The organism is Stenotrophomonas sp. EMP41, from assembly GCF_047495535.1.
In the GTDB taxonomy this organism is placed as follows: Bacteria; Pseudomonadota; Gammaproteobacteria; order Xanthomonadales; family Xanthomonadaceae; genus Stenotrophomonas; species Stenotrophomonas sepilia.
This window is the reverse complement of the sequence record NZ_CP179923.1, coordinates 44,298-67,617: the sequence shown is the minus strand read 5'-3', so window position 1 is coordinate 67,617 and position 23,320 is coordinate 44,298. Positions and strand designations below refer to the sequence as shown.

Sequence of the window (23,320 nt, the reverse complement as noted above, 5' to 3'; positions counted from 1 at the left end):
GCATGACCACACATTCCCTCACGCTCGATCGCGTGTCGTATCGGCTGGCCGACGGCCGCCCGCTGTTTTCCGATCTGTCGTTTTCCTTCGATCCGGTCGCCACCGGCCTGGTCGGTGCCAATGGCACCGGCAAGAGCGTGCTCGCACGCCTGCTGGCCGGCCGGGTGCGGCCAGAGAACGGGCAGGTGCGCAGCAGCGGCCGCGTATTCCTGTTGCCGACGCCTGGCTATCCACCCGCCGGCACGGTCGCTGAACTGGCCGGCGTCGGCGCGGAACTGGCCGCGCTGCAACGCATCGAAGCCGGCAGCGTGGATGAGGCCGACTTCGCCTGCGTCGGCGACCATTGGGATCTGCGCGAGCGCCTGCAGCAGCAATGGCAGGCGCTCCGCCTGCCCGACGATCTCGATCCCGCCCAACCCGCCGCGCGTCTCAGTGGCGGCCAGGCCATGCAGGTGGCGCTGTCCGGCGCCTGGGCCAGCGGCGCCGATTGGCTGATCCTGGACGAACCCAGCAACCACCTCGATGCCCGCCATCGCCAACGGCTGTACGAACGGTTGCGGCAGTGGCGCGGCGGCCTGCTGGTGATCAGCCATGATCGCGAGCTGCTGGCGCAGATGCAGCAGATCGTCGAGCTCGATGCGCGCGGGCTGCATCGCTATGGCGGGCCGTGGCAGCACTACGCCGACGCGCGGGCCGCCGAACGCGCAGCGGCCGCCGCACAGCTCGACCACGCCCGCGCCCAGCACCGGCAGCAACAGCGCAGCGCGCGCGAGCAGCACGAACGCCAGCAGCAGCGCCAGGCACGTGGCAATCGCGATGCGAAGCAGGCCAACCAGGCACCGATCCTGCTTGGCCGGCAGAAACAGCGTGCAGAGGCCAGCCACGGGCGCGCGCAACAGGTCCAGGCCGATCGTCTGCAGGCCAGCAGCGACCAACTGCGCGCAGCGGCTTCGGCAGTTCACGCCGCGCCAGAGCTGGCGCTGTTCGCCGGTGACGGTGAACGCGGCAGCGCACGTCTGCTGCAGGCGGAGTCGCTGGTGCTGCCGCATGGTTGCAGTGCACCGTTGCAACTGGAGGTCCGCCGCGGCCAGCGCATCGCCGTGGTCGGTGACAACGGCAGTGGCAAGTCCACGCTCCTGCGCGTGCTGGCCGGCCAGCTGCCTGCACGCAGTGGCATCGTGCAGCGTCATGCACCACTGGCGCTGCTCGACCAGCAGCTGCTGGGGCTCTCCGGCGAACGCAGCATCCTTGACACCGTGCAGGCTGCCAACCCGGCGGCCGATGCCGGTGAACTGCGCACACGGCTGGCCCTGCTCGGGCTGGACGCGCAGCGCATCCAGCGTGCAGCCCATCGCCTCAGCGATGGCGAACGGGTAAAAGGCGCGCTGGCCAGCGTGCTGTATGCCGATCCCGCACCGCAGCTGTTGCTGCTGGACGAGCCTGGCAATGCACTGGATCTTGATGCCCTGCAGGCGCTGGAAGAACTGCTGGCGGCATGGCCGGGCGCGCTGCTGATGGTCAGCCACGACCGGCACCTGCTGCAGGCGTTGCGGCCGACCCACGTGCTGCAGGTGGGCACCGGGGGTTGGCAGTGGCGTGACGCCTTGTAGATCCACGCCATGCGTGGGTCCACTGCAGCAGCCGAGCATGGGCTCGGCTCTACAGGATTGGCCGCGACGGATCACATTGTAGAGTCGAGCCATGCTCGACTCCGCCATGCATCCATCCACGCATGGCGTATCGACCAGGGGTAGTGCCGCCCGCTGGCCGGCAACCCATGGATCCTCAGTGCACCGTCACCGCTTCCACACCGGGAACGCCTGCGGCAGCTGCCGCCACAGCAGCGGCCCCGCACGCAGTTCCTGATCGTTGAGCAGGCACGCGTCCAGCTCCGCACGCACCGCACGCTCATCCATGTGCACGCCGATCACCACCAGCTCCTGGCGGCGGTCGCCCCACAACGGGTGCCACACGCGCTGCATCGCCGAATGCGCGGCCGCATCCGGGAAGTCTTCCGGTCCCGGCAACGGTGCGCTCCAGCAGTCGGCCTGCTGCCGCGCCCAGCCCAGATCGCTGTACGGCAGCGGCGTGGGCGGCAGCAACGGCGGCGTGTCCTCCAGCCCGGCACGCACGCGATCGCGTGCGGCGTACCAGAACCCCGCCGCCTGCGTCCGCGTCGCGGCGCCCACGGTGTTCAGCTCGCCCACCCAGTCCATGCGGTTGGCCAGCCAGAACCAGCCCTTGCTGCGGATCACGCCGGGCATGCCCGACTGCAGCGCACGGGCGAAGCGCGCGGGATGGAACGGTCGCCGCGAGCGGTAGACGAAACTGGCGATGCCATACTCTTCGGTCTCCGGCGTATGCTCGCCACGCAGTTCCTTCACCCAGCCCGGCGCACGTTGCGCACGCTCGTAGTCGAAGCGGCCGGTGTCCAGCAGCTCGGCCAGTGGCACGTCACCGAAGCGGGACAGCAGCAGCTTCGCGTCGCGGTTCAGGCCACGCAGCACGGCCAGCGTGTCCTGCAGCACTTCGTCATCTGTCTGGTCGACCTTGCTGACCACGATCACGTCGGCGAACTCGACCTGCTCGCACAGCAGGTCGACCACGCCGCGATCGTCATCCGGCCCGGCCTGCTGGCCGCGCTCGGCCAGGCGCAACGTCGAGCCGAAGTCGGCGAGGAATGCGCTGCCATCCACCACCGTCACCATCGTGTCCAGGCGCGCGATGTCACTCAGGCTGAAGCCCTGCTCGTCGCGCACCGCGAACGTGGCCGCCACCGGCATCGGCTCACCGATGCCGGTCGACTCGATCAACAGGTAGTCATAGCGACCGGCGTCGGCCAGGCGCCGCACTTCCTGCAGCAGGTCATCGCGCAGCGTGCAGCAGATGCAGCCATTGCTGAATTCCACCAGCGTCTCTTCGGTGCGGCGCAGCTCGGCGCCGCCCTCGCGCACCAGCTGCGCATCGATGTTGACCTCGCTCATGTCGTTGACGATGACCGCCACGCGCAACCCCTCGCGGTTGCGCAGGATCTGGTTGAGCAGGGTGGTCTTGCCGGCTCCGAGGAAGCCGGACAGCACGGTGACCGGAAGGCGACGGTCGGCGCGGGAAACAGTGTTCATGTCGGAGCGGGTTGGCTGCGGAACGGAAATGTTACTGTATAACAATTGCTGCGCAAGGAACCTCCCCCGATGAAGTCGCCTTCTGCCGCCCTGCTTGATGCCGGCGCGGTCGCCCTGTCCAGCCTGTGCCTGCTGCACTGCCTGGCGCTGCCCCTGCTGGCCGCCGCGCTGCCGCTGTTCGGCACGTGGGCCGAAGCGGAATGGGTGCATCTGCTGTTCGTGGCCATCGCCCTGCCGCTGACCGGGTATGCACTATGGCGGGCCGAGCGCCGCCATCCGTTGCCGGTGCTGGCCTGGGCCACCGCCGGCGCCGGGCTCGGCCTGCTGCTGGCCGGCGCGCTGGCGTTGCCCTCGCACGACTGGGAAACACCGATGACCGTCACCGGCAGCCTGTTGCTGGCCGCCACGCACATCTGGAACGCGCGGCACCGGCACGGGTAATGCCGGTCGCTGGCCGGCAACCTCACGAACGGGGAAGGCAACCTGCGGTTGCCGGCCAGCGGCCGGCACTACCCGGTCATTTGCCGTAGCGGCGCAGCAGTTCGACCAGCACTTCGGCCTCGGCCGCCCGCTGCTGCGGGTCTTCGGCGCCGACCACATGTTCCTGCAGATGCTCGTGCAGCAGCTCCATCAGCAGGCTGTGGGCGGCGCCGCGCACCGCAGCAACCTGCACCAGCACGTCCGCACAGTCGCCGGCCTCACCCTCCGGCCTGTCCAGCGCCTGCTCCAACGCCGCCACCTGGCCGCCGATCCGGCGCACCCGGGTCAGCAGCTGCTTTCGATTCCTGTGTACATGGGCCATGGGCGCATCGTATACCCTATGGGGGTATCCTTCCACCCTCTGGTCTTCCCATGCACCTGGACGCCCTCGCCGCCGCCCGTCGCCACGAACACCGCTTCGACGACGGCAACCCGCTGGCCGAACGCAATACCCGCCGCGCCCTGTGGCTCACCGTCAGCATGATGCTGGTGGAAATTGTCGGCGGCTGGTGGTTCAACTCCATGGCCGTGCTCGCCGACGGCTGGCACATGAGTTCGCACGCACTCGCGTTGGGCCTGGCAGTGTTCGCCTACCGCTGCGCGCGCCGCTACGCGCACGACCCGCGCTTCGCCTTCGGCACCTGGAAGATCGAGATCCTGGCCGGCTATACCAGCGCCATCGCCCTGCTTGGCGTCGCCGCGCTGATGGCGGTGCAATCGCTGGAGCGGCTGTGGGTACCAGCGCCGATCCACTACAACGAAGCCATCGCCATCGCCGCGGTCGGGCTGGGCGTGAACCTGCTGTGCGCCTGGTGGCTGCACGACAGCCCGGGCCACGCGCATCATCATCACGGGCATGACCATGGCCATCATCACGGCCATGACCACGATCACGGGCATGCGCACGGTCACGACCTCAACCTGCGCTCGGCCTACGTCCACGTGCTGGCCGACGCCGCCACCTCGGTGCTGGCCATCGTCGCCCTGCTCGGCGGCAAGCTGCTTGGCCTGACCTGGCTGGACCCGGTGATGGGCCTGGTCGGCGCCGTGCTGGTCACGGTCTGGGCGGTCGGTCTGCTGCGCGACAGCGGCCGCATCCTGCTCGACGCGCAGATGGACGCGCCGGTGGTGGCCGAAGTGCGCGAAGTGATCGAACAGGGCCCGTGGCCGGCACGCCTGGCCGACCTGCACGTCTGGCAGGTGGGTCGCGGCAAGTACGCGGTCAGCGCCAGCGTGGTCACCAGCGACGCCACGCTGGATGCCGATACCGTGCGCAGCGCGCTGGCGATCCATGAAGAGCTGGTGCACGTAACGGTGGAGATCCACCGCAGCGAGTGAGACATCCGGTAGTGCCGGCCGCTGGCCGGCAACCCCATGAACACCGCACGCGATCTGCAGTTGCCGGCCAGCGGCCGGCACTACCGCTAGAGCTTCAGCATCATCCGCAGCAGGTACATCAGCAGCGGCAGCGCACTCAGCACTGCACCGCCGATGCCGATCCACGGCCAGCGCTCACCGCGCACGCGCGAGGCCACGGCCAGGCCGCCCCCCACCAGCGCCGCACCCAGCACGCCCACGCCCAGCCCTGCGGCCATGCCATTGCCACCCGCGGCGACCGCCGCCTGTGCCGCCACGGTGCCTGCCCCCCACCCCACTGCAATACCCAGCCAACTGGCCACGCCACACCACGGTGCCTTGCCCTGCGCCATCCGAAAACCCCTGTGTCCTTGCCGAATTTCTGTACGGGCCACGCCCGCGTGCTGCCTACACTAGCCGCACCTGCCCTGTAGGGACATCCCATGCGCGCGCTCCGCCTGCTGCTGCCCGGTGCCCTCCTGCTGCTGACTGCCTGCGGCGACGATGCACGGCTTCCCTTCTCCGCCGACCCATTACAGGGCTGCTTCGCCACCGGCGCGCGCAAGCCCGCCGACTTCCGCATCGACAAGGAAGGCGGCCAGTACTTCGTTTCCTTCAGCCGTGGCGAGCAGTGGCAGCGCGAACCCAATGCCCTGCACAAGGCCACCCGCAGCGAGATCGGCCGCTACTTCCGCGACGACGCCGAGCAGATCGACAGTGCCCTGATCCGCATGTCCGGCGGCTTCGGCATCTTCCACTTCAACAAGGGCGCGACGCTGAAGGGCAAGGCCAGCGACAGCGACTACATGGCGCTGATGCTGATCGGGGCCGGGCCGGTGTATGCGGTGAAGTGCCCGTAATCCGCAACGATTCTGATGGCTGCATGGACCGGCGTCGGCACATCCTGTCTTTTTTGAGGATCGATGCGGATGCTGCTGTTCCTGCTGCTTGCGGTGAGCGCCCCGAAGACCCAGGGCGCCTATGACGAAGTCCGGGAACTGCCCGATGGCCAGATCCTGATAATGCGCACCCTGGATTGGGACCTCGGCGACGGCACGAAGGAGCGCGTCACCGTGCACTGGCTGCTGCGGGAGGACGGCCGCATGCGCTACGACTTCGATCGACAGCCACCGGAAACCCAGGAGGCCCATCGCCGATCGTGCGCGCGGCAGGGCATGCAACCGTCGCGTGGCGTCGGCATGATCGCGGGGGAAGGGACCACGCACGGCTACAGCTGTTCCAGCGGTAGCGTCGGACCCGCGCTCGACTCCTCCCTGCCTGCATCCGCGCATGGCGTGGATCCACTTTGACATCGGCTCGGCTCTACAACAGCTGCGGTACCATGCCCTCCCCCGAACCGCCCCGGTACCCGCCGTGCCCCATTACACCGGCCCCCTGCTGACCCGCGACAGCGCCGACACCCTGCGCCGTGCCCATGACAAGGGCGCTGCCGAATGGCAAGGCTCGCTCGACCTCGGGCGCAGCCAGGACAGCGTGGTGCTGGATGCCGACGGCTTCCACTTCCGTGGCCAGCCCTACCCGTGGCCGGGCAAGCTGAAGGACCGCACGCTGTACTACTGGGATGGCGAGGACTTCGCGCCGATCTCGCGCTACAGCGGCTCGCTGATCAAGCTGGTGCCCACCGAATGGGGCGCACCGACCTTCGAGATCGACGGCATCAAGATGCTGCCGACCTCGAAGCTGTCGCCGTTCGAGGATGCGCGCCGCAAGGTCGAGCTGGTCGCCCCGGCCGGCAAGGTCATCCTCGATACCTGCGGTGGCCTGGGCTACTTCGCCGCCTGTGCGCTGGAAGCCGGCGTCAGCCACATCCGTTCGTTCGAGAAGAACGCCGATGTGATGTGGCTGCGCACGCTCAACCCGTGGTCGCCGGATCCAGACTCGGCTGCCGCCGGCGGCCGCCTGCAGTTCAGCCACGGTGACGTCTCGCAGCAGATCGAACAGGTGGCCAGCAACAGTGTCGACGCGATCCTGCACGACCCACCGCGCTTCGGCATCGCCGGCGAGCTGTACTCGCAGGTGTTCTACGACCACCTCGCCCGCGTCATCCGCAAGGGCGGTCGCCTGTTCCATTACACCGGCGCGCCGAACAAGCTGACCAGCGGCCGCGACGTGCCGCGTGAAGTGGCCAAGCGCCTGGAAAAGGCCGGTTTCAAGGCCGAACTGGCGCTGGACGGCGTGCTGGCCGTCAAGCGCTGAGCCTTACTCCGAATCGACCTTGGCCAGCTTCATCACCCACGCCGGCACCTCGGGCTCGCCGGCGTAGAAGTCCTTCGGCTTGTTCTCCGCCATCGCCCAGCGGTGCAGCCAGCTCGGGCCATAGCGGCCGTTGTAGCCCTCGGCACCCCGCGCGTAGGCCGGGTCACGCATCGCCTCGTCCAGCGAAATGAAGCGATAGCCGCGGCGCTTCGTGGCCGCGACCAGTTCGGCGAAGGTGGCCGCGTTGAGCTCATTGGCGTGCATCAGCCACACCTGCGGCAGCGCGTACCCCAGCAGCGCCTGCGACTGTTTCTCGTAATAGTCCAGCTTGTTCAGCATGTACGGCACGTAGCCCTTGCGCAGCTGCGCCAGCGTCGCTTCGCGTGCAGGCGAATCCGCCTGCTCGTTCATCACGTTGGCATAGGCGAACGCCCACACCCACTCGCCGTTGTCCACCGTCACCGGCGCCACGCGGTAGCCATGCTGCCTGAAGAACGCATCCATCTGCACGCGCTCATCCGCGGTGCGCCCGGCGCGCAGATAGGGGTGGCGCATCCACCGCGGCGCCTGCCCCTGCTCAGCCAGCAGCGGCCGCAGCACCGTCTCGCCGCGCAGGAAATCCTGCTGGAACGCCGCCACGCCCTTCGCATTGAGATCCATGTGCGAGTAGGTGTGGTTGCCCAGCACATAGCCCGCATCGCGCCAGTCGCGCAGCATCTGCACCCGCGCCGGCTGCACCTGTCCATCCACCTCAAGCTTGTTCTCATTGACGAAGCCGACCACCGGCACGCCTGCCTGGTGCAGCTGGGCCATCAACGCCTCATGCCGCGCCTGCAGGTCCGGCGGCGCAATCTGGTCAAGTCGTGCCCATGGCAGGTCATCGATGGTCACCGCGATACGGCGGTCCACCTCGGCGGCATGTACCGCCAGCGAACACAGCAACAACGGCAACGCACGCAGCAACAAGCGCATCGGGTCTTCCCTGGAGTGGCGAGGCATCGACTGTAGCGCGATTGCCGCGCGCCGCCGAGCGTGCTCAGCCCGCCCGGGCCCGCGCGATCGCACGCCACAGGGCAACGCCGCCGGCCATCGCGGCCAACAACAGCACCGTCAACACCAGCGCCAGATCATCCGGATTGCGCAGCAGTGGCGCGTTCACCCGCGTCAGGATGTGGAACACCACGCGCTGCGCCTGCTCCAGCGGTACATCGCCCTCCGACACCAGCTCCACCAGGCACGCCGTGGGTGACAGCCGCGCCACATTGCTCCACGCATTCTCGTACAGGTGCAGCACCCATCCGGCCAAAGCCAGTGCGCCACCGTGCAGCACCATAAGCGCCACGTTCGCCGTGCGCAGCCGATCGCGCAGCCACAGGGCACGGCTTGCGCATACCGCCATGGCCCCCAGCAACGCCAGCACCACGCCTACCCATGGAATCCAGCCCAGGGGCTGCCAGTCATCCAGTGCGCCCGCACGCGCCATCACTTGTTCGGCAACCTGCAATCGCGCTTGGGCGTCCGGGCCCCCACAGGCCGCCGTCACCGGCTCCAGCAACAGCTCCACGCGGTAATGGAAGAAGCCGGCAGCCAGTACCACAGACAGCAGCGCGACCCACTGGAGCATCAACAGGATCGGCCCCTGCCCACAGATGCGGCGGATTCGGGAAGTGGCGGCGCTCATCGGTCCATCCATGACAGCAAAGAGCCATCCTAACCAAGCCCCCCGTGCCTGTCGGCTGGCGGATGCGACAACGATGCCTATCGCAGCGTAGCAGCGCCGACCGTAAGCGATGCTACGGAGGGCGCGGAACGCTTCTTCACGGACGATGCCATGACCCTTCCGCTAAAGATGCCCTGCTTTGGGCCGATGTTTCGGTGGAGCTGCAAGCGCGGCAGCAGGTACCCACGGCATCAATACCGAAAAGGACTTCCCGATGAGCACGTCGGAATCACCCGCAAAGACCATTGGATTCATACTCAAGCTCATCAGGAAGCACGGCTGGGTCGTAGGCATAGGCAGCCTTTTGCTTCTCATCCTTCAGTTCGTGAGAATGAACTACGTGCCGCAACTAGCGATTACCGACCTCGGTGTCGTCGGTGCCTCCATGCTGGCCGTCAGCGTGATCGGTGCGGTTTATTTCTTGGTCCCGCTATTCCTCCCGGGCTATGCATTCCATCTGCTGAGCCAGGCCAGGGTCATCCGTAGACCTCAGCGTCCCGAGCTCCGGCGTCAGTACGCAACACGCCGGATAGCCGTAATGAGCGAGTGCGGTTGCTGCGGCTCGTCACTACCAGTTCAGTCGTTGACCAAACGCAGGAGGTACGTCTGGGCGCTCTCGCTGCTGGCCATCTGTGCAGGCTTCCTGCTCGCGTTCCTGACCCACGCAGTGCTTCTGTTCGGCCTGTCGGACCATCTGGTATTCGAAGTTGTCTACGTCGTGGTCGCGCTGGTGCTGGCGGCGGTTCTGCTGGCAAGTGCCCAGACCCTGAAGGGGCGACGCTTCCTCAGCCACTGCGGGCTCTCATGGACAATGATTCTCACCATTGCCGCGTGGTCCATCTACGCGGTCGTGATTCCGACCGCAACGTTGCTCTACGAATTTCTGGCTCCGCCGGAGGCGCAGATCAAGCCACTGGGCATTTCAGCACTGCTTCTGCTGGTGCCCATCATCAACTGGGTGATCTATCAGGCAGGCCGAAAGAAGACGTGGAACCGCGTCGGAGGCCTCACCGTAGTCGCGATCAGCCTGCTCTTGGGGCTGGGTGCCTTCAACCATATCGCCGATCTCAGCTTTGCCGCACTCAAGCTGGGCCGCATGGAAGGCCAAACCGTCATCCTCTCCGCCAGAGGATGCGGCGTCCTCCGGGAGGCCGGCATCATCGACCAATGCCGGGTCACGACGTACGACAACGGCCTTTACAGCGCAGGGCCGGTAAGTGTGATCTCAAGGATTGGCGCGGAGGTCCTGATTGGCTGTCGGATCGCCGATAGGCCGACGGAGATGCGCAGCGTCCCCATCCGCCGGGAGGATTTTGCTGGCTTCCGGCCTGCGGCATGGAGTGGCAGCTCCCAGCGGCGATCGGCACTTCCCCGAGTTGCAACTCGTGCTTGCTCGGCAGCAGTCGCTACGCCGGAAGAGGCTAGCGACTCAAGTCAGCGCCCACTGACGGCAGATAAAGCACAGACTCAAAGTTAATATAGAACTGAAATAGGCCTGTCGCCGGGCCATGCTCGGCAACAACGCTCACGACCCACGCGGCAGCTTCGCCGCCCACATGTTGTCGACCAGGTTGGGATAGCGTCGCCCGTTCTCCTCGGCACGTTGCCGTGCCGCCGCCTTCTGCGCATCCGACAGCGGTTGCGACGTCTGGCCCTTGGGGTTGGGCTTCTTCCACGGGGGTGTTCTGGTCTGGCGCATGGCCGCAGCTTAGCGCTTCAGGAAGTTCAGCAGGGCCAGATTGAAGCGGTCGGCGTGGCTGGTGTTGCAGCCATGTGGCGCGCCTTCCAGGATCACCACCTCGCTGCCTTTGATGGCCTTGTGGGTACGCTGGCCGGAGCCCTCGAACGGCACGATGGCATCGCTGTCACCGTGCAGGATCAGCGTCGGCACCGTGATCTTCTTCAGGTCATCCCGGAAATCAGTGGTGGCAAACGCGTGCATGCAGCCCAGTGCCGCCGTCTGGTCGGATTGATGGCACAGCGCGATCGCCGCTTGGCGCGTTTCTTCGGTCACCATCAACTGGCCATTGGCGCTGAAGAAGTCGCGGGTGAAGCCGTCGAAGAACGCCTCGCGATCCTTCTCCAATCCGCTGCGCATTTCATCGGCCTTGTCCTGGGTCAGCGGCCCCTCCGGGTTGTCGTCACTGCGCAGCAGGAACGGCGGCACCGCCGCAGCGAACACCACACTGTGCAGGCGATCCTGGCCGTGGTTGGCCACGTAGCGCGCCACCTCGCCGCCGCCCATCGAGAAACCGACCAGGGTGACATCGCGCAGGTCACGTTCCTCGATCACCCCCGCCAGGTCCGCCGCCAGCGTGTCGTAGTCATAGCCGTCGGCCGGCTTGTCAGAGCGGCCAAAGCCGCGCCGGTCGTAACTGATGACCCGATACTGGGCGTCGCGCAGGATCGCCACCTGGGTCTTCCAGGCATCGGCGGACAACGGCCAGCCGTGGATCAGGATCACCGGGCGGCCGTCGCCACCGGTATCTTCAACATGCAGGCGGATGCGGGAAGCAGGCATGGGCGCTCCTGTGGAAGGGGAGGAGTGCAGGCTAGCGGCCGCGCCCTGTGGCAGCCGTGAGGGAATCGCGCCCCCTCATGACATCGCCTGCACATGCCGCCACGCGAAGCCGCACCGGCCTGGCCGGCCTTCGCACCGCGCCCAGGCGGTTTCGTCGCAGGGCCGTACCGCCGCGGTCATCGGCATGGCAGCCTGCGCAGACCATCCCCGGGAGTCTTGCTATGCTGCTGCTCACCCTGCCCCTGCTGGCCGCCGGCCTGGTTGCCGCGCCAGCGCCGCCTGATGACCTGCGCGAGCAGATCCGCCAGGCCGATACCCAACTATTCGCCATGGCCTTCGAGGCCTGCGACGCCGACAAGGCCGCCGCGATGACCACCGAAGACATGGAGTTCTTCCATGACAAGGACGGCAAATCGGCCAGCAACCGCGAGGATTTCCGCCGCAGCGTAGCCAACCTGTGCGACAACGCGCGCAAGGGCGGCTGGCGCCTGCGGCGCGAGCTGGTGGACTCCTCGCTGCAGGTATTCCCGCTGCACGACGAGCGGGCGCTGGAAATCGGCGACCACCGCTTCCACGAGCGCGGCAAGGACGGCGTGGAGCACTGGGTCGGCCAGGCCCGTTTCATCCAGGTCTGGCGCCGCGTGGACGGGCACTGGCTGGCCGAACGGGTGATCAGCTATGACCACCGGCCGGCGGACTGACCTCTCCGGCGCCCTTCACCGGCCGGATCTATACTGGCGGGTTTGACCCCGACCCACCGCTACCGTTCGATCGCCATGGCAGAACTCACCCCCAACCACCCCGACTATGGCCTCCATCAGCAGGTCCGCCAGGGCGTGTCCGCTCTGGATGCCCAGCATGGCCGTGCGTTCGACCAGACCAGCGAGCGCCTGACCGCCAGCCTGACCGTACTCGCCCGCGAGCAGGGCCTGCAGCAGGTCGACCACGTGCTGGTCAGCAACGCCACGGCCCAGCACCCGGCCGGGCACAACGTCTTCGTGGTGCAAGGCGACCCGGCCAATCCGGCGCACCTGCGCGCGATGATGCCGACGGCCGTGGCGGTACAGACGCCGGTGGAGCAGTCGATGCAGAAATTGGGGTTGGCCCCGCAGCAGCCGGCCGTGGGGTTAGTGCCCGAACAGCAGACCCGTGAGCAGGAGCAGCAGCAGAACCCGGCACACCGTCTGGGCTGAGCCGCCTCCAGCGTTGTTGGCGGAGCGGCGCAAGCCTCTGATCATTTTCCCGACAGAGGGTCCGCGTGGACCCGCAGCTGTGCCGGGTAATGCTGGAGCAAGAGGGTGGGCTGCACCGTGCGCACATCGAGGCGGTAGCGGGCATCGGTTTCCATCGGCAGGGTGACGATGTTCAACCTGTATCGGCTGGCGTCCGTCGATACCTGATGCGCGTAGCGCCAGTCTGCCGACTCATGCCATTCGGGTAGCGGCTGACCCAGACTGCGCGCCCTTGCCTGATGGACATCAGACGTTGCAACGTCCTGCCAGGCACCTGCGACCCAGCGCTGCAGGGACAGCTGGAAGGGAACATGAACATTGTCCATGTCAGGCCCACTGTCAGGCCCGGGGCCATGTCGCTGCACCTCAAGATCCAGCACGTAGGGTCGACCCGGATAGAAACTGCGGGGATTCGTCTTGAACTCGAACCGCACCGTCTGGCCTGGCTCGGCAAGGTTGATCGGCTTGACCAGATCCAGCGGCTCCGGTGCATCCGGTATGCGGCTGCAGGCGCCGAGTGCACCCACCAGCGTGAAGATCAGGCCGGCGCGCAGCCAGCGGTGGATACCCAGCATGATTCAGATCCTTTGGCTCCCTGCCATGGGCTTCAACCCTAGCGGGCTGGTGCTGGGCACTGCAACCAAGCAAAGAAAAAGGCAGGGTCTGCACCCTGCCTTCTTCATGCGACGCGCGACGGCGCGGGGCCTTGCGTCAGCGCCTTACAGCTGGATGCGCGCCACGCTCTCGTCAGCGCCCTTGTCATCCTTCTCGCCGTTCTTGATGCTCACGAACAGCACGTTGTTCTTCGCATCCAGCGCCAGGCTGTTCGGGTGGGTCGGCACCTTGTAGGTCGCCACCTTCTGGTAGCTGTCACTGTTGTACGCGGTAACCGTACCGGCTTCGCGGTTGGTCACGTACAGGCGCTTGCGCGGTGCATCCAGCAGGATACCCAGGGGGCCGGCATCGGTCGGGATGCTGGCCAGTTCCCTGCCGGTACTGCGGTCCAGCACCAGCACGCGCTGGCCCGGATGCTTGCTGACCAGGCCGCTGCTCTTGGCCTGGTAGCCACGCAGGAATTCCGAGCCCTGGTCGGTCACGAACAGGCGCTTGCCGGCCGGGTCCAGCGCGATGTTCATCGGCTGCTCGGCGGCGATCCTGTGCTGCGCCACCACCTTGTTCGAATCGGTGCCCACCACCACCAGGTCGGCCAGCAGGTTGCTGGTGTAGACGCGCTTGTTGGCCGCATCCAGCGCCAGGCCCGGCGCCTTGGCATTGCCCAGGCCGTCGATGGTGTTGATCACCTTCAGCGTGTTCGTATCGATCACGAACAGCACGCTGCTCACGTCCGGCTGGCTGCTGTGGCCGGTCACGTACAGGCGGTTGGCCGCGCTGTCGACCACCAGCTCGCGCAGGTCATGGGTGTAAGCAGCCTTGCCGTCCTTGCCGGTCTTCTTCTCCATCAGCTGGATGGTGCCGACGGCCTTGTTCTGCGCGGTGTCGACCACGGTCACCGACAGGTCCACCGTGTTGCCCACGTACAGGCGGTTGTGGGCGTCATCCAGCACCACGCCGAAGGCTTTGCGCTCCAGCGGGATGCGGGTTTCCACGGCCAGCGTGGCCGGATTCAGGCGCAGCACCTGGGCCGGGCCGGCGTCATCGCCGAAACCGCCGGAGGAGGCCACGAACACGGCGTTCTGCTTCGGGCTGTAGGCCAGCTCGTACAGTCCCTTGGCCACGGCCTGGCGCTGTACGGCGGTGGTGGCGCTGGCGGCGGGCGCGTTATCGGCGAACGCCGAAGGCACGCCGAGGCTGAGCGATACAGCAAGGGCCAGGGCGGCCGAGCGGAAGAGAGGAGTACGGAACATGCGAGCGTCCTTGAATGGGCACGGGAAGGTGTCCTGGCTCGCTGGGCCGTACGGCGACGGCCCGCCCCGCATCTGTCTGCGCGGGGTGGGCTGGCTGGGGTTGCGGGGGAATGGTAGCAGGTGGGGGGCGTGGCGTGCGTCTGCGCAGGCGTGGTAGACGTTCGACTTTGGAACCGCGTCCGCCGGCTATGCCATCCGTGGGCCGTGGCTCTGTTGCAGTTGCTGCTCTTCCTGCAGGTGCTGCACATCGCGCTGCGGCGGGTTCTGCTGCAACTGCGCCACCCTTTCGAACGAGGTCTCTACCGGTGCCTGCGCTGCCAGCTCCGCCGGCACGCTGGCGCGCTGGTGTGCCGGGTCATTGCGGTCCCCCTGCACGATGAACAGCTTCGGCGCGGTATCACCGCGCGGCTCGCCCAGCACCACTTCGTCCACGCGCGAGAACTGCTGCTCCTTCGACAGCGCGAGCAGGCTGGCACTGACATTTCCGTTGCGTGCACCGAAAGCGCCGAGGTCGGCCACCTGCTGGTGGATCTGGTTGAGGCGGGCATGATCCTCGTGCGCCGGGTCTGCGGGCGTGCCGCTTGCCGCGAGGCTGCTGTTGCCGCGCCACTGCTCGCCGTTCTCGGTGAACATCCACTCGCGGAAGGTCTGCTTCGGCATCGGGTTCCACTGCACCCTGTCCAGCTCGCTGCCCTTCACCTGCTGCGGAATGGCATTGACGGCGCGGATGTTGTCCAGGACCCTGGTAGCGCCCTCGTAGTTGGTGATCTCCCCGGCCAGCCCCACCGGGCGCAGCCCTGCGTGGTTCAGGGCACCCCACGCGAAATCGGTGCAGGCGTTGGAGAAGAAGTCGTAGTTCATGTCGAAGCCGTGCTTCTTCGGATCAGCCGAGAACTCGAGGATGCGGTCGTACTGCTCCTTGCTGATCTCGATCGTGCGCTCGAAGCGGGGCTTGTCGTAGACCGACACGTCCATGTCATCGACCTTGCCCCTGTTCGGCTCGTCCTTGGTGCCTGCGTGGGTGAAACCAATGCTCTCCGGCAAGGGTTCACCCGAACGGCGCAGCGACAGGAACATGTGCCCCGCGAACGAGGGCTCCAGCAGAAACCTGTTTCCCTCGGCATCACGGCCGTAGCGCGGCGTGCCGGGGGCCGCCAGATGGATGGTCACGCTGTAGCGTTCGGCATCGTCCTTGTGCATGTCTACTTTCCTAGTGATTGGTAGCCAACGATCAGTTCTGCGTTCAGGCCATCCAGCTGGGGTCGATCCTCCACAAGGTCCACCCGCAGAACGTAGCGCCCGGGTGTAATGCCTCCGACCTGCGCCAACTGCAGCGTGCGATAGAGCACGTCTTCAGAGTACAACCCGGCCTCGGCCAAGCTGTTGATGTCCACGCTCCCCGTCGTCAGGGCTGTGACTACGCCATCCTCCCCGATTTTCTGAGAATCGCGTCCATCGCGAGTACGCTGCCAGAGCTGCACAGGACCAGGTGCACTGCCATCAATACGCTCCAGGTGCAGCCGCGTTGGCAGCCGTCCCAGCGTGATCTTCTCCGAGGCATCCAGCAGCCGTCGGGCGTCGGTATCCTGCAGCCGCAGCCCGATGTTCAGGGTCGGAATGGCCGGCTTCTGGGGTGCCGGCAAATCAAACGTGACCTCGGCAATCCGACCGGCCTTCTGCAACTGCACGGCCCGCGTGAACGGCACAACCGTGCGGGCCTCGGCCTGTGCACGCGTCAGCAGGGGCGGCGCGACCTCTGGCGCCGGTGACGCACGGCATGCCGCCAGCGCGCCAAGCACCGCCAATACCACCAGCCCCCGCCGCAGTGACCGCGTCATTGCTCCTTCAACCGCAGCGAATCAGCTACATCGGTCTTGGCCGCCACCTCGGTGGCGATGCTGGCGCGCCGGTGCCCCGGGTCGTTGCGGTCGCCCTGCACGATGAAGATGCTTTCGGCGGCATGGCTGTTCTGGGTTGGCCGGCTGAGCAGCACGTGGTCCACGCGCGAGAGATTGTTCTGCTTGGCCAGCACCAGCAGGCTGGCGCTGATGCGCTGGCTGGCGGCATCGAACGGGCGGCCATGCGCGGCGTCCAGCTCCGCTACCTTCTGGATCAGCTGCGAGAAAAGGCGATGGTCGGGATGCGAGGGGTCCAGCAGCGTGCCGGCCACTTCAATCGGCGTCGGCGGCGGCTCATCGCTGGCGCGGTCGCCCTGGCGATGATGCTCGGCCTCGCGCTCGGGCATCGCGTGGTGGGTTTCGGCATTCAGATCGCTGCCCGGGAACGGCGCGGCGATGCACTGGATTTCCGGCAGGTTGAACAGCACCGCGAACTCGCCCAGGTTGCTGCCGCCGTCCAGCGGCGCCGGCAGCGGATGCAGGCCGGCATAGTGCAGCGCCGCCCAGACGAAATCGCTGCAACGGTTGACGGTGGCCGGGCGATCCACATCGAATTCGAACTCGGCCGGTTCCTCAGCGAAATCACGCAGGCAGCCGTAATGCTCCTCGGTGATTTCCAAAGTGCGGCTGTAGTACGGGTCCAGATGCTCGTCGGCGTCGTCGTGGCGCACCTGCGCGTACTGCGCACCCGTGGGGGCTTCGCCCGGCGTGTAGCGCGGCGGTGCGAAGCCGTAGCTGTGGGCCTCGTCGCCTGCTGCCACCTGCAGGTACATATGGCCGCGCGGCGAGGTGCCCCCACTCTTCAGCGGGGTGCCGGGGGCGGCCAGATAAAGGGTTACGGTGTAGCGTGTTGCCTGCTCCATGCCTGTTCAGCCTTGATGGGTGCTGCGGTCCTGGGCGGATGATGGCATAGGTGGGATGGGGGGCAGGTGGAGGACAAAGTTGGGGCCACGACTGGCATGCTGAATGTGTGAACCAGCCAGCAATCCAAGAAGCTGACTGCTTCGCTACTTGGGCCTGCGCAGGTAGGCAATCAGCAGTTCGGGGTGATACGGATCAAGCTGCGTCAGAGGCGAATGCAGTTGCACTTCAACCCGGTATCGGCCCGGCGAGGGATTGCGTGCCCATGCGAAGGCCAACTGTGCGTAGGTATCACCGAGTCGTTCCAGCCCAGCATTCTGCAGCGCCAGTACGTCAGCATCGTCCAGCCACGCGCTGGTTACTCGACCATCGGCGGGGATGGGAATCGTCCGGGCAGGTTCCCCGATGATCGATTCCAGCCGGAGCAACGGCACGTCCGTCCATCCACTCGATTCCAGGCGCTGCATGGAAACCTTCGCTTGGAACCCGGACGCCCGAACATCGGCCAGTGCCCCAAACGCCGCGGTGTTATCCGTGCGGTCAACGCGAATACCGATCATGAGCGTTGGAGAGGAATTTTTACTGGGAGCAGCCACATCGAACTCGACCGTCAATGGTGCATCCATTGCGGTAGTCGGCATCGCTCGCACAAGCGGCACCAGATCCGGACGATGGGCCTCTGCTATCGAGCCTGCGTCGCGAGCCGCCTCGGGTCGGCACGCCGTAGCCAGAAGAACGAGCAGTCCCGCGAGCATGCATATCCGGCGCTTTCCATGTGGCTTCATCTTCGGTCCTTTTCGCAGGTCGCCCAGTGCAGCTCATACGTTGATCACCCCCCGCTGGCCGCACGAATCTGGATGTCGTGCTGCACCCGCTGGTCTTCCAGCTGCTGGTCCATCTGATTGGCAAGCGCACGCTGATGCGCTTCACGGCTGACCGCATCGAACTGCTGCAGTGACTCCTCCACCGATGTCTGCGCCGCCAGCTCGGTCGGCATCGCAGCGCGCTGATGCGCCGGATTGCTTGGCTCGCCCTGCACCACGAACAGCGTGTGCCCAGCCGGGTGTTCACGCGTGGCGTTGCTCACTAGAACATGGTCCACCCGGTCCAGGTCGTTGTCCTTGGCCAGTACCAGAAGGCTGGCCGTCATGCGTTCGCTGACTTCATCGAAGCTGCGGCCGTGCTTGGCGTCCAGCGCTTCCACACCCTCGCGGATCTGCTGATACAGCGCATGGTCGGGGTGACCAGGCTGCGTGGGGTCCTGCAGCGTCCGGTTCGGGCCCGATGCCTCATCCGGTGCGGGCGCGGTCGGTTCAGGGCCTGGCGCTGTCGTGGGCTCGGCAGGAACAGTGACAGCCGCAGTGACGGGCTGGTGGTCACCCAACGGAGCCGGTTCGGGCTCTGGCACGTGTTGTGGCGCTTCCTGCTCCAAAGGCCATGGATCGCGCGAAGGCTCAGCAGGCAGCGGCTCCTTGAAGGGCACCGGTTCCACCTCCTGCACTGCCATGTCCTGCTTTGGAGTGGGAGCAGCCGCAGGCACCGGGGCCATCCGTTCCGGCTCCGATGCCTGCTCTGTGCGCTGCGTGGGCATGGTCTGCGTTGCCGCTGCCAGAGGCGTGTCAGCGTGTGGCGTCGCGCGCTCAGGTGCGGCCGGTTGTGCCTGCATCGGCCCAGCGGGCTCCGGCGTCTGTGAGGCGATACGGTTTTCGGTAGGCGCCTCGCTGTTTGGATGGGGCTGAGGTTGCGGCTCCGCCTCACGCCGCGGCGGATCGCGCTGCTCGGCGTTCCGCTGAGGCGCGGGCTTGTCCTGTGGCGCGGGCTTAGGTGGTGGTGCGACCGTTATCGCTGGCGACGCTGCCGCAACCGTCGCAGGCGCGATGGACTGCGCAGTCGCCGGCTCTTCGGGCCGCACTTCCACGTTCCCATCCTGCTCGGATGGCTTGTCGCCATGTGCCACCTGCGCGGCTGCTCGTGCAGCCTGTCCCGCGTCTACCTGCGCAGCACCCAGCCGATTTGCCTCCTGCAGTGCCTGCCGGTACGCCTCCTGCTCAGCCGCCGACAGTGCAGCAATGCGCAGCTCGGGTGATTCCGGCACCGGCGCCTGCTCATTGGCACGCGCCCGCACCTCATTCCATGCGGCCTGCAGCTCCTGCGTGCTGGTGGTCGCGACGGCGCGCGCCACGCCATCCTGGCCTACCTGGTAATGGGTGATGGGCCGGGACGCGCCCGCGTTACCCTCGGCTACAGGCCCCAGTTCCTGCAGCGTGGGACCCGTGATGCCGTGCTGCTCGCGCGTGCGCGCCGTGGCCAGGGCAATCGCCTGCTCCCACGCTGGGGTCAGCGCAACGCCCGCAGCGTAGTAGCTGTGGCGCAGCTCGTTCTGGTTCACTTCCGCCGCAGACGGCAATGGCCGCGCGTCCAATGCGGCAATGGTCTGGTGGAACTGATCGAGCGACGGCTGCTGGATGGTGCGGGTCAGCTCCAACTCCAGCGCCATGTTCCCCTGCGCGATCTGGCCAGCGTGGTGCCATTGCCCTACTTCATCGCGCTGGTAAAGCTGGTTGTCCGAGCCCTGGATGGCGTCGGGTCTGGCACGGGCCTGCTCCACCGCCTCCGGCACCAGCCGCACGAAGTCGCTGGCACGGGTAGCGGCGTAGGTCTCCAGATAGCTGGCGGCAATGGCGGCCTTGCCGTTGGCGATGTTGTCCTCGATGCGCTGCACCGCCTCACGATTCAACTCGTTGGCGCGTTCGGGGCTGGCGGTCTGCGTCTCATACACACCCCGGTCGTTGGCACCGGACACACCAATCTTGACCTGCCGCGTCCACTGTTCGGTCTGCGCATCGCGGTGCCAGTTGGGATTGTCCAGACGGCCCTCGCCGTCCTTCGCCGGAATGCTGAAAGGATCCTGCGGCGGCGGTGCCTTGCCCAGCGCCAGCTCTACCGCTTTTACATGGGCATATGCGCCCAGCTCGCGGGCCTTCTCGTAACTGGCGCCCACACTGCGCTCAACCGGATTGCCCAGGCCGTCGCCTGTGCTGTCGATAACCGCCTGGCGCTGCCAGTTGAGGCCATCGAACTGCCACGTGACGCCGGCCTTGTCGGTCTGCCGGTAAACGGCGCGGTTGTCGAGCAGATCGGCGCCCTTGTCGAACGCCTTGCTCATCAGCAGCGCATCGCCCGCGACGATGGCCGCAGGGACGAAGCTGGACGTGCCGATCACCGACGCCGTGGCCATGCCACCGATCCAGCCACCGCCGTTGCGTGCCAGAGCGTGGGTGAGCTCGGATTGGGCGGCGGTGCCGTTGCCCTCTTCCAGCAACTGCGAGGTGCGACGGGCGGTGATGACGGCGTCGGCGCCGGAGGCGAGCAGGCCGCCGGAGCGGATCAGTTGGCTGGTGGAGGCTTCGCCGAGGAGGATGCTGGAAGTTGCAAATCCTCGCTGACCTTGCGGGATGCGCAATGGGTCTGCCGCTTCCTTACCCAGAGCATTCTCGACTACCAAGACTCCCTCTGAGGATATGCTCAGCCTGCCACCGTGGTAGGCGCTGGAGATTGCCTCCGAAAGGCCTTGACGCTGCAACTCCGCTCCACCTCCACGTGTTAGGGGATTGGGAGATGACTGAACGTGCCGGAGCGTGGCCACTACACGATGCTCCGAATGGGTAACACCCGCCCAGCCGCTATCGATCGGCGTGAAGCTCCTAAGCTGTTGAAGCTGGGGGGCGTTTAACTGGCCATAACGGGCTTCGTTGAAGAAGAAGCTCTGAACTTGCGGCCGAATATCGTCAGGCTTCAGACCATAGGGAGCGTTGGTGTAGAGATCACCATTGATCAGGCCGACCCGTACCGTGTCGCGCAGTGCCTCTACCCGCCCGGAAATCCGCGCCTGTGCCGCAGCGTCTCCGTTGAACGCGGCCACTCCGTCGGACGTCTGCTCCAAGCGACGCAAACGTTGCAGGAGGCCGATCTGATAGTCGGCGATAGGGCCACCACTGTGCGGAGTGATTCCCAGCGTTTGAGCAAACGCCGGATCAGCCGGGAGAAAGATCCGATTCTCCGGGGCGTGGATATCAAAATGACCGGAGTCGGCGAGCATCCTGAGCAGTGGGCTACGCGCTAGCGTACGCTGCTCGATCGCGTGATGGTCTTGAAAGTCAGGTCCGTTGCGAGGCATCGATCAGGCTCCTTCCTGCTCAGCAGCTGCAAAGCGGCTAGATATCTGCAGCGTCAATAAACCACATGCCATCGGCATCATTGTCAGTAGCCACGCCAGCGCTTTCCACTGCGTCTTTGAACACGTGGTCGCAAAAGACAGAGGCCGTATAAGGTGTCTTGAAGACGTGCGCCTGGCCGAGCGCGCCACGATCAAACGTCACACTTGCACCACCACCAAGATCGTAGAACTTCCCGTTGATGAAATCTTCGGAGGTATCAATAAAGAGCTTGGAAGCACCTTCGTCCAACGCATCAACTACCCGGATCACAGTGCACAAGTAGCGGCGGTCGCCTTGGCTGCCATCTTCCAGCCGATAGTCAACTTCCGCAAAGGCGAAGGCGTGAGGATCAACGGAAATCATCACGTCGTGCAGTCGCTTCGAGACCAGCCAGTATCCGCTGAATCCCGGCTCCAGATCCCGTGGCGGTGCGCCTAAGCTGGGATTGAAAGCCAATCGCGGAACCTCGCGGAGTGGTGGAATGCCTCCCTCCTCTGGTAGCAGGATCATGCGGGGAGGAGACAGCAGACGATCCAGATTCTCGAAGACGACCCCGCATGCAGGGCCACTGATTGCACCGGCCTCAAGGAGAAAGAACTCCCCCTTCCGGGGATGATTAGCTGAGGTCGAATCCATGCGCTATCTCCATCTCATTCTGATTCCAGCACTGTGCACAGCTTACCGGGGGCCGGTCACGGAGCAAATACTCGCAATCCTAAAGATGCGTGCTGAATGGGCATACTTTCCTGTAACCCGGTCTGCAGCAGCCGGTATCGGATGACAACGAAATGCATTACACGTAGATCACCCGTCCAATGGACGCCCTTCACTTGGTCGTCATCGACAATAGCGACGTCGGCTAGGACGAGCATCCGCTGGGCTGCTACGCGGACCTCCACCTCGCGAGGCAGTCCTGGTGTTCGGCAGCAACTACGAACTGCAGCTGGACGATGGGCGGTGGCTACAGCCGGGCGCGCCTGACTGAACCGTGCGGCTGTTGAACACGCCGCAACTGGCTACTCATCAGTAGTCTGCTCCCCAAGGTCAGATTTCCGCAGCATCCACGAACGAGATGCCGCTATCCCGAGGATTCGCGGGAAGCCCCGCCGCGCGAACTGCATCAACAAACTCGCGGCTCGCGATCACGAAGGTGCTGAATGGAGTCAGAAAGACATGCGCATCTCGCACCACTTCAGAGCGAATGGCCAGACTCGCCCCGCCCGCAATCGAATAGAACTTTCCGTTGACGAAGTCCTCATCGACCTCGATATCCAGCCTTGAACGCTCCTCGTCTATCGCGTCCAGTTCACGCACCACGTCGCACAGGAAACGCCGTGGCATAGCTGTGCCATCGGCCAGGCGGACATCACACTCAACAAAGTCGAACGCATGCGGATCCACAGAATTCATCACCTGCCATAGCCGTTCCGAGACGAGCCAGTACCCGCTGAAGCCGCCCTCCAGGTCACGTGGCTCAGGGCCCTTGGAAGCATCGAAGACGATGCGTGGCTTCTCGCGAAGCGCCTGGAAACCCCCATTGTCCGGGCGCAGAATGATGCGCGGTGGATCGAGCAACACCGACAGGTTCTCAACTTCGGCGCCCCGGAAAGGACGGCTGCTTTCCAGATCTGGTGAGAACAAGTAGAACTGGCCCGCTTGAGGGCCTTGCGTGGGGCTTCGCTTCATCGCTTGCGTCCCTGGATTCCCTTCAATGACACCGCAGATGGAGCTTACCCCTCTTGGCATGGTCGTTTCGAGGCAGATGCGACAGGCTCACGGTTTCCGCTGACGCCACCCTGTGCTGACTGAGAAGCAGGTTCTGCCCTTCATC

Annotated in this window: 25 protein-coding genes; 9 read left to right on the top strand and 16 right to left on the bottom strand. The window is 65.8% G+C overall.

What is annotated here, in order from left to right; all coding sequences use genetic code 11:
- Window positions 1-2: 2 nt before the first annotated feature.
- The gene (locus ACMGRF_RS00320; RefSeq protein WP_100477465.1) at window positions 3-1,610 is read left to right on the top strand and encodes an ATP-binding cassette domain-containing protein; all 1,608 of its coding nucleotides are present in this window, start codon (window positions 3-5) and stop codon (window positions 1,608-1,610) included.
- Window positions 1,611-1,796: 186 nt separating this feature from the next.
- Here the strand turns inward: ACMGRF_RS00320 and ACMGRF_RS00315 are convergent, their stop codons facing one another.
- Entirely contained in the window at window positions 1,797-3,122 is a 1,326-nt protein-coding gene (locus tag ACMGRF_RS00315; RefSeq protein WP_180880412.1) for a GTP-binding protein, read from the bottom strand.
- A gap of 69 nt (window positions 3,123-3,191) precedes the next feature.
- Here ACMGRF_RS00315 and ACMGRF_RS00310 point away from each other — a divergent pair, with 69 nt between their 5' ends.
- Window positions 3,192-3,563, top strand: a complete 372-nt coding sequence (locus ACMGRF_RS00310; protein WP_014645760.1) for a MerC domain-containing protein — start codon at window positions 3,192-3,194, stop codon at window positions 3,561-3,563.
- 76 nt (window positions 3,564-3,639) lie between these two features.
- Here the strand turns inward: ACMGRF_RS00310 and ACMGRF_RS00305 are convergent, their stop codons facing one another.
- Window positions 3,640-3,924 (bottom strand): metal-sensing transcriptional repressor, encoded by a 285-nt coding sequence (locus ACMGRF_RS00305; protein WP_049417302.1) that lies wholly within the window; start codon window positions 3,922-3,924, stop codon window positions 3,640-3,642.
- Window positions 3,925-3,974: 50 nt separating this feature from the next.
- Between ACMGRF_RS00305 and dmeF the strand changes: the two genes are divergently transcribed.
- Window positions 3,975-4,940 carry a CDF family Co(II)/Ni(II) efflux transporter DmeF gene (gene dmeF / locus ACMGRF_RS00300; protein WP_180880409.1) on the top strand — a complete coding sequence of 322 codons (966 nt, stop codon included), beginning with the start codon at window positions 3,975-3,977 and terminating at the stop codon, window positions 4,938-4,940.
- A gap of 86 nt (window positions 4,941-5,026) precedes the next feature.
- Here dmeF and ACMGRF_RS00295 read toward each other — a convergent pair whose 3' ends face one another.
- Window positions 5,027-5,311 carry a hypothetical protein gene (locus ACMGRF_RS00295; RefSeq protein WP_005415073.1) on the bottom strand — a complete coding sequence of 95 codons (285 nt, stop codon included), beginning with the start codon at window positions 5,309-5,311 and terminating at the stop codon, window positions 5,027-5,029.
- A gap of 90 nt (window positions 5,312-5,401) precedes the next feature.
- Here ACMGRF_RS00295 and ACMGRF_RS00290 point away from each other — a divergent pair, with 90 nt between their 5' ends.
- From ACMGRF_RS00290 to ACMGRF_RS00280, 3 genes are all read left to right on the top strand, one after another.
- Complete coding sequence (locus ACMGRF_RS00290; RefSeq protein ID WP_180880394.1) at window positions 5,402-5,818, top strand: hypothetical protein; 417 nt, start codon at window positions 5,402-5,404, stop codon at window positions 5,816-5,818.
- A gap of 69 nt (window positions 5,819-5,887) precedes the next feature.
- Window positions 5,888-6,268 carry a hypothetical protein gene (locus ACMGRF_RS00285; RefSeq protein ID WP_164284013.1) on the top strand — a complete coding sequence of 127 codons (381 nt, stop codon included), beginning with the start codon at window positions 5,888-5,890 and terminating at the stop codon, window positions 6,266-6,268.
- Window positions 6,249-7,175 (top strand): MnmC family methyltransferase, encoded by a 927-nt coding sequence (locus ACMGRF_RS00280; protein WP_258014975.1) that lies wholly within the window; start codon window positions 6,249-6,251, stop codon window positions 7,173-7,175. The genes ACMGRF_RS00285 and ACMGRF_RS00280 overlap by 20 nt, the downstream gene beginning before the upstream one ends.
- 3 nt (window positions 7,176-7,178) lie before the next feature.
- Here ACMGRF_RS00280 and ACMGRF_RS00275 read toward each other — a convergent pair whose 3' ends face one another.
- Both ACMGRF_RS00275 and ACMGRF_RS00270 read right to left on the bottom strand, forming a co-directional pair.
- Complete coding sequence (locus tag ACMGRF_RS00275; RefSeq protein WP_414485534.1) at window positions 7,179-8,147, bottom strand: polysaccharide deacetylase family protein; 969 nt, start codon at window positions 8,145-8,147, stop codon at window positions 7,179-7,181.
- Between the two features lie 64 nt (window positions 8,148-8,211).
- Entirely contained in the window at window positions 8,212-8,856 is a 645-nt protein-coding gene (locus tag ACMGRF_RS00270) for a hypothetical protein (RefSeq protein ID WP_099486404.1), read from the bottom strand.
- 253 nt (window positions 8,857-9,109) lie between these two features.
- Here ACMGRF_RS00270 and ACMGRF_RS00265 point away from each other — a divergent pair, with 253 nt between their 5' ends.
- Window positions 9,110-10,372 (top strand): hypothetical protein, encoded by a 1,263-nt coding sequence (locus ACMGRF_RS00265; RefSeq protein ID WP_180880389.1) that lies wholly within the window; start codon window positions 9,110-9,112, stop codon window positions 10,370-10,372.
- Between the two features lie 48 nt (window positions 10,373-10,420).
- On the opposite strand, the gene ACMGRF_RS00260 is transcribed toward ACMGRF_RS00265, so the two are convergent.
- Window positions 10,421-10,594, bottom strand: a complete 174-nt coding sequence (locus ACMGRF_RS00260) for a hypothetical protein (RefSeq protein WP_005415066.1) — start codon at window positions 10,592-10,594, stop codon at window positions 10,421-10,423.
- 9 nt (window positions 10,595-10,603) lie between these two features.
- Window positions 10,604-11,416, bottom strand: a complete 813-nt coding sequence (locus ACMGRF_RS00255; protein WP_180880387.1) for an alpha/beta fold hydrolase — start codon at window positions 11,414-11,416, stop codon at window positions 10,604-10,606.
- A gap of 221 nt (window positions 11,417-11,637) precedes the next feature.
- Between ACMGRF_RS00255 and ACMGRF_RS00250 the strand changes: the two genes are divergently transcribed.
- Together ACMGRF_RS00250 and ACMGRF_RS00245 are read left to right on the top strand one after the other, a co-directional pair.
- Window positions 11,638-12,117 carry a nuclear transport factor 2 family protein gene (locus ACMGRF_RS00250; RefSeq protein ID WP_049406946.1) on the top strand — a complete coding sequence of 160 codons (480 nt, stop codon included), beginning with the start codon at window positions 11,638-11,640 and terminating at the stop codon, window positions 12,115-12,117.
- Between the two features lie 75 nt (window positions 12,118-12,192).
- A complete protein-coding gene (locus ACMGRF_RS00245; RefSeq protein ID WP_069118105.1) occupies window positions 12,193-12,609 on the top strand; it encodes an XVIPCD domain-containing protein in 417 nt (138 codons plus the stop codon).
- A gap of 41 nt (window positions 12,610-12,650) precedes the next feature.
- Here ACMGRF_RS00245 and ACMGRF_RS00240 read toward each other — a convergent pair whose 3' ends face one another.
- The 9 genes from ACMGRF_RS00240 to ACMGRF_RS00200 form a co-directional block, all read right to left on the bottom strand.
- Window positions 12,651-13,223, bottom strand: coding sequence for a hypothetical protein (locus tag ACMGRF_RS00240; protein ID WP_180880382.1), 573 nt, complete (start codon window positions 13,221-13,223; stop codon window positions 12,651-12,653).
- Window positions 13,224-13,367: 144 nt separating this feature from the next.
- Entirely contained in the window at window positions 13,368-14,513 is a 1,146-nt protein-coding gene (locus tag ACMGRF_RS00235) for a YncE family protein (RefSeq protein WP_414485532.1), read from the bottom strand.
- A 186-nt stretch (window positions 14,514-14,699) separates the two neighbouring features.
- Window positions 14,700-15,713: an XVIPCD domain-containing protein gene (locus tag ACMGRF_RS00230; RefSeq protein ID WP_414485531.1), complete on the bottom strand. Its 1,014-nt coding sequence runs from the start codon at window positions 15,711-15,713 to the stop codon at window positions 14,700-14,702.
- 2 nt (window positions 15,714-15,715) lie between these two features.
- Window positions 15,716-16,351 (bottom strand): hypothetical protein, encoded by a 636-nt coding sequence (locus tag ACMGRF_RS00225; RefSeq protein WP_414485530.1) that lies wholly within the window; start codon window positions 16,349-16,351, stop codon window positions 15,716-15,718.
- A complete protein-coding gene (locus tag ACMGRF_RS00220; RefSeq protein WP_049412290.1) occupies window positions 16,348-17,274 on the bottom strand; it encodes an XVIPCD domain-containing protein in 927 nt (308 codons plus the stop codon). The genes ACMGRF_RS00225 and ACMGRF_RS00220 overlap by 4 nt, the downstream gene beginning before the upstream one ends.
- A gap of 144 nt (window positions 17,275-17,418) precedes the next feature.
- Entirely contained in the window at window positions 17,419-17,886 is a 468-nt protein-coding gene (locus tag ACMGRF_RS00215; RefSeq protein ID WP_134709787.1) for a hypothetical protein, read from the bottom strand.
- A 215-nt stretch (window positions 17,887-18,101) separates the two neighbouring features.
- Window positions 18,102-21,449, bottom strand: coding sequence for an XVIPCD domain-containing protein (locus ACMGRF_RS00210; protein WP_414485529.1), 3,348 nt, complete (start codon window positions 21,447-21,449; stop codon window positions 18,102-18,104).
- 37 nt (window positions 21,450-21,486) lie between these two features.
- Complete coding sequence (locus ACMGRF_RS00205) at window positions 21,487-22,125, bottom strand: DUF1629 domain-containing protein (RefSeq protein WP_414485528.1); 639 nt, start codon at window positions 22,123-22,125, stop codon at window positions 21,487-21,489.
- A 408-nt stretch (window positions 22,126-22,533) separates the two neighbouring features.
- Window positions 22,534-23,175, bottom strand: coding sequence for a DUF1629 domain-containing protein (locus ACMGRF_RS00200; protein WP_414485527.1), 642 nt, complete (start codon window positions 23,173-23,175; stop codon window positions 22,534-22,536).
- Window positions 23,176-23,320: the final 145 nt, after the last annotated feature.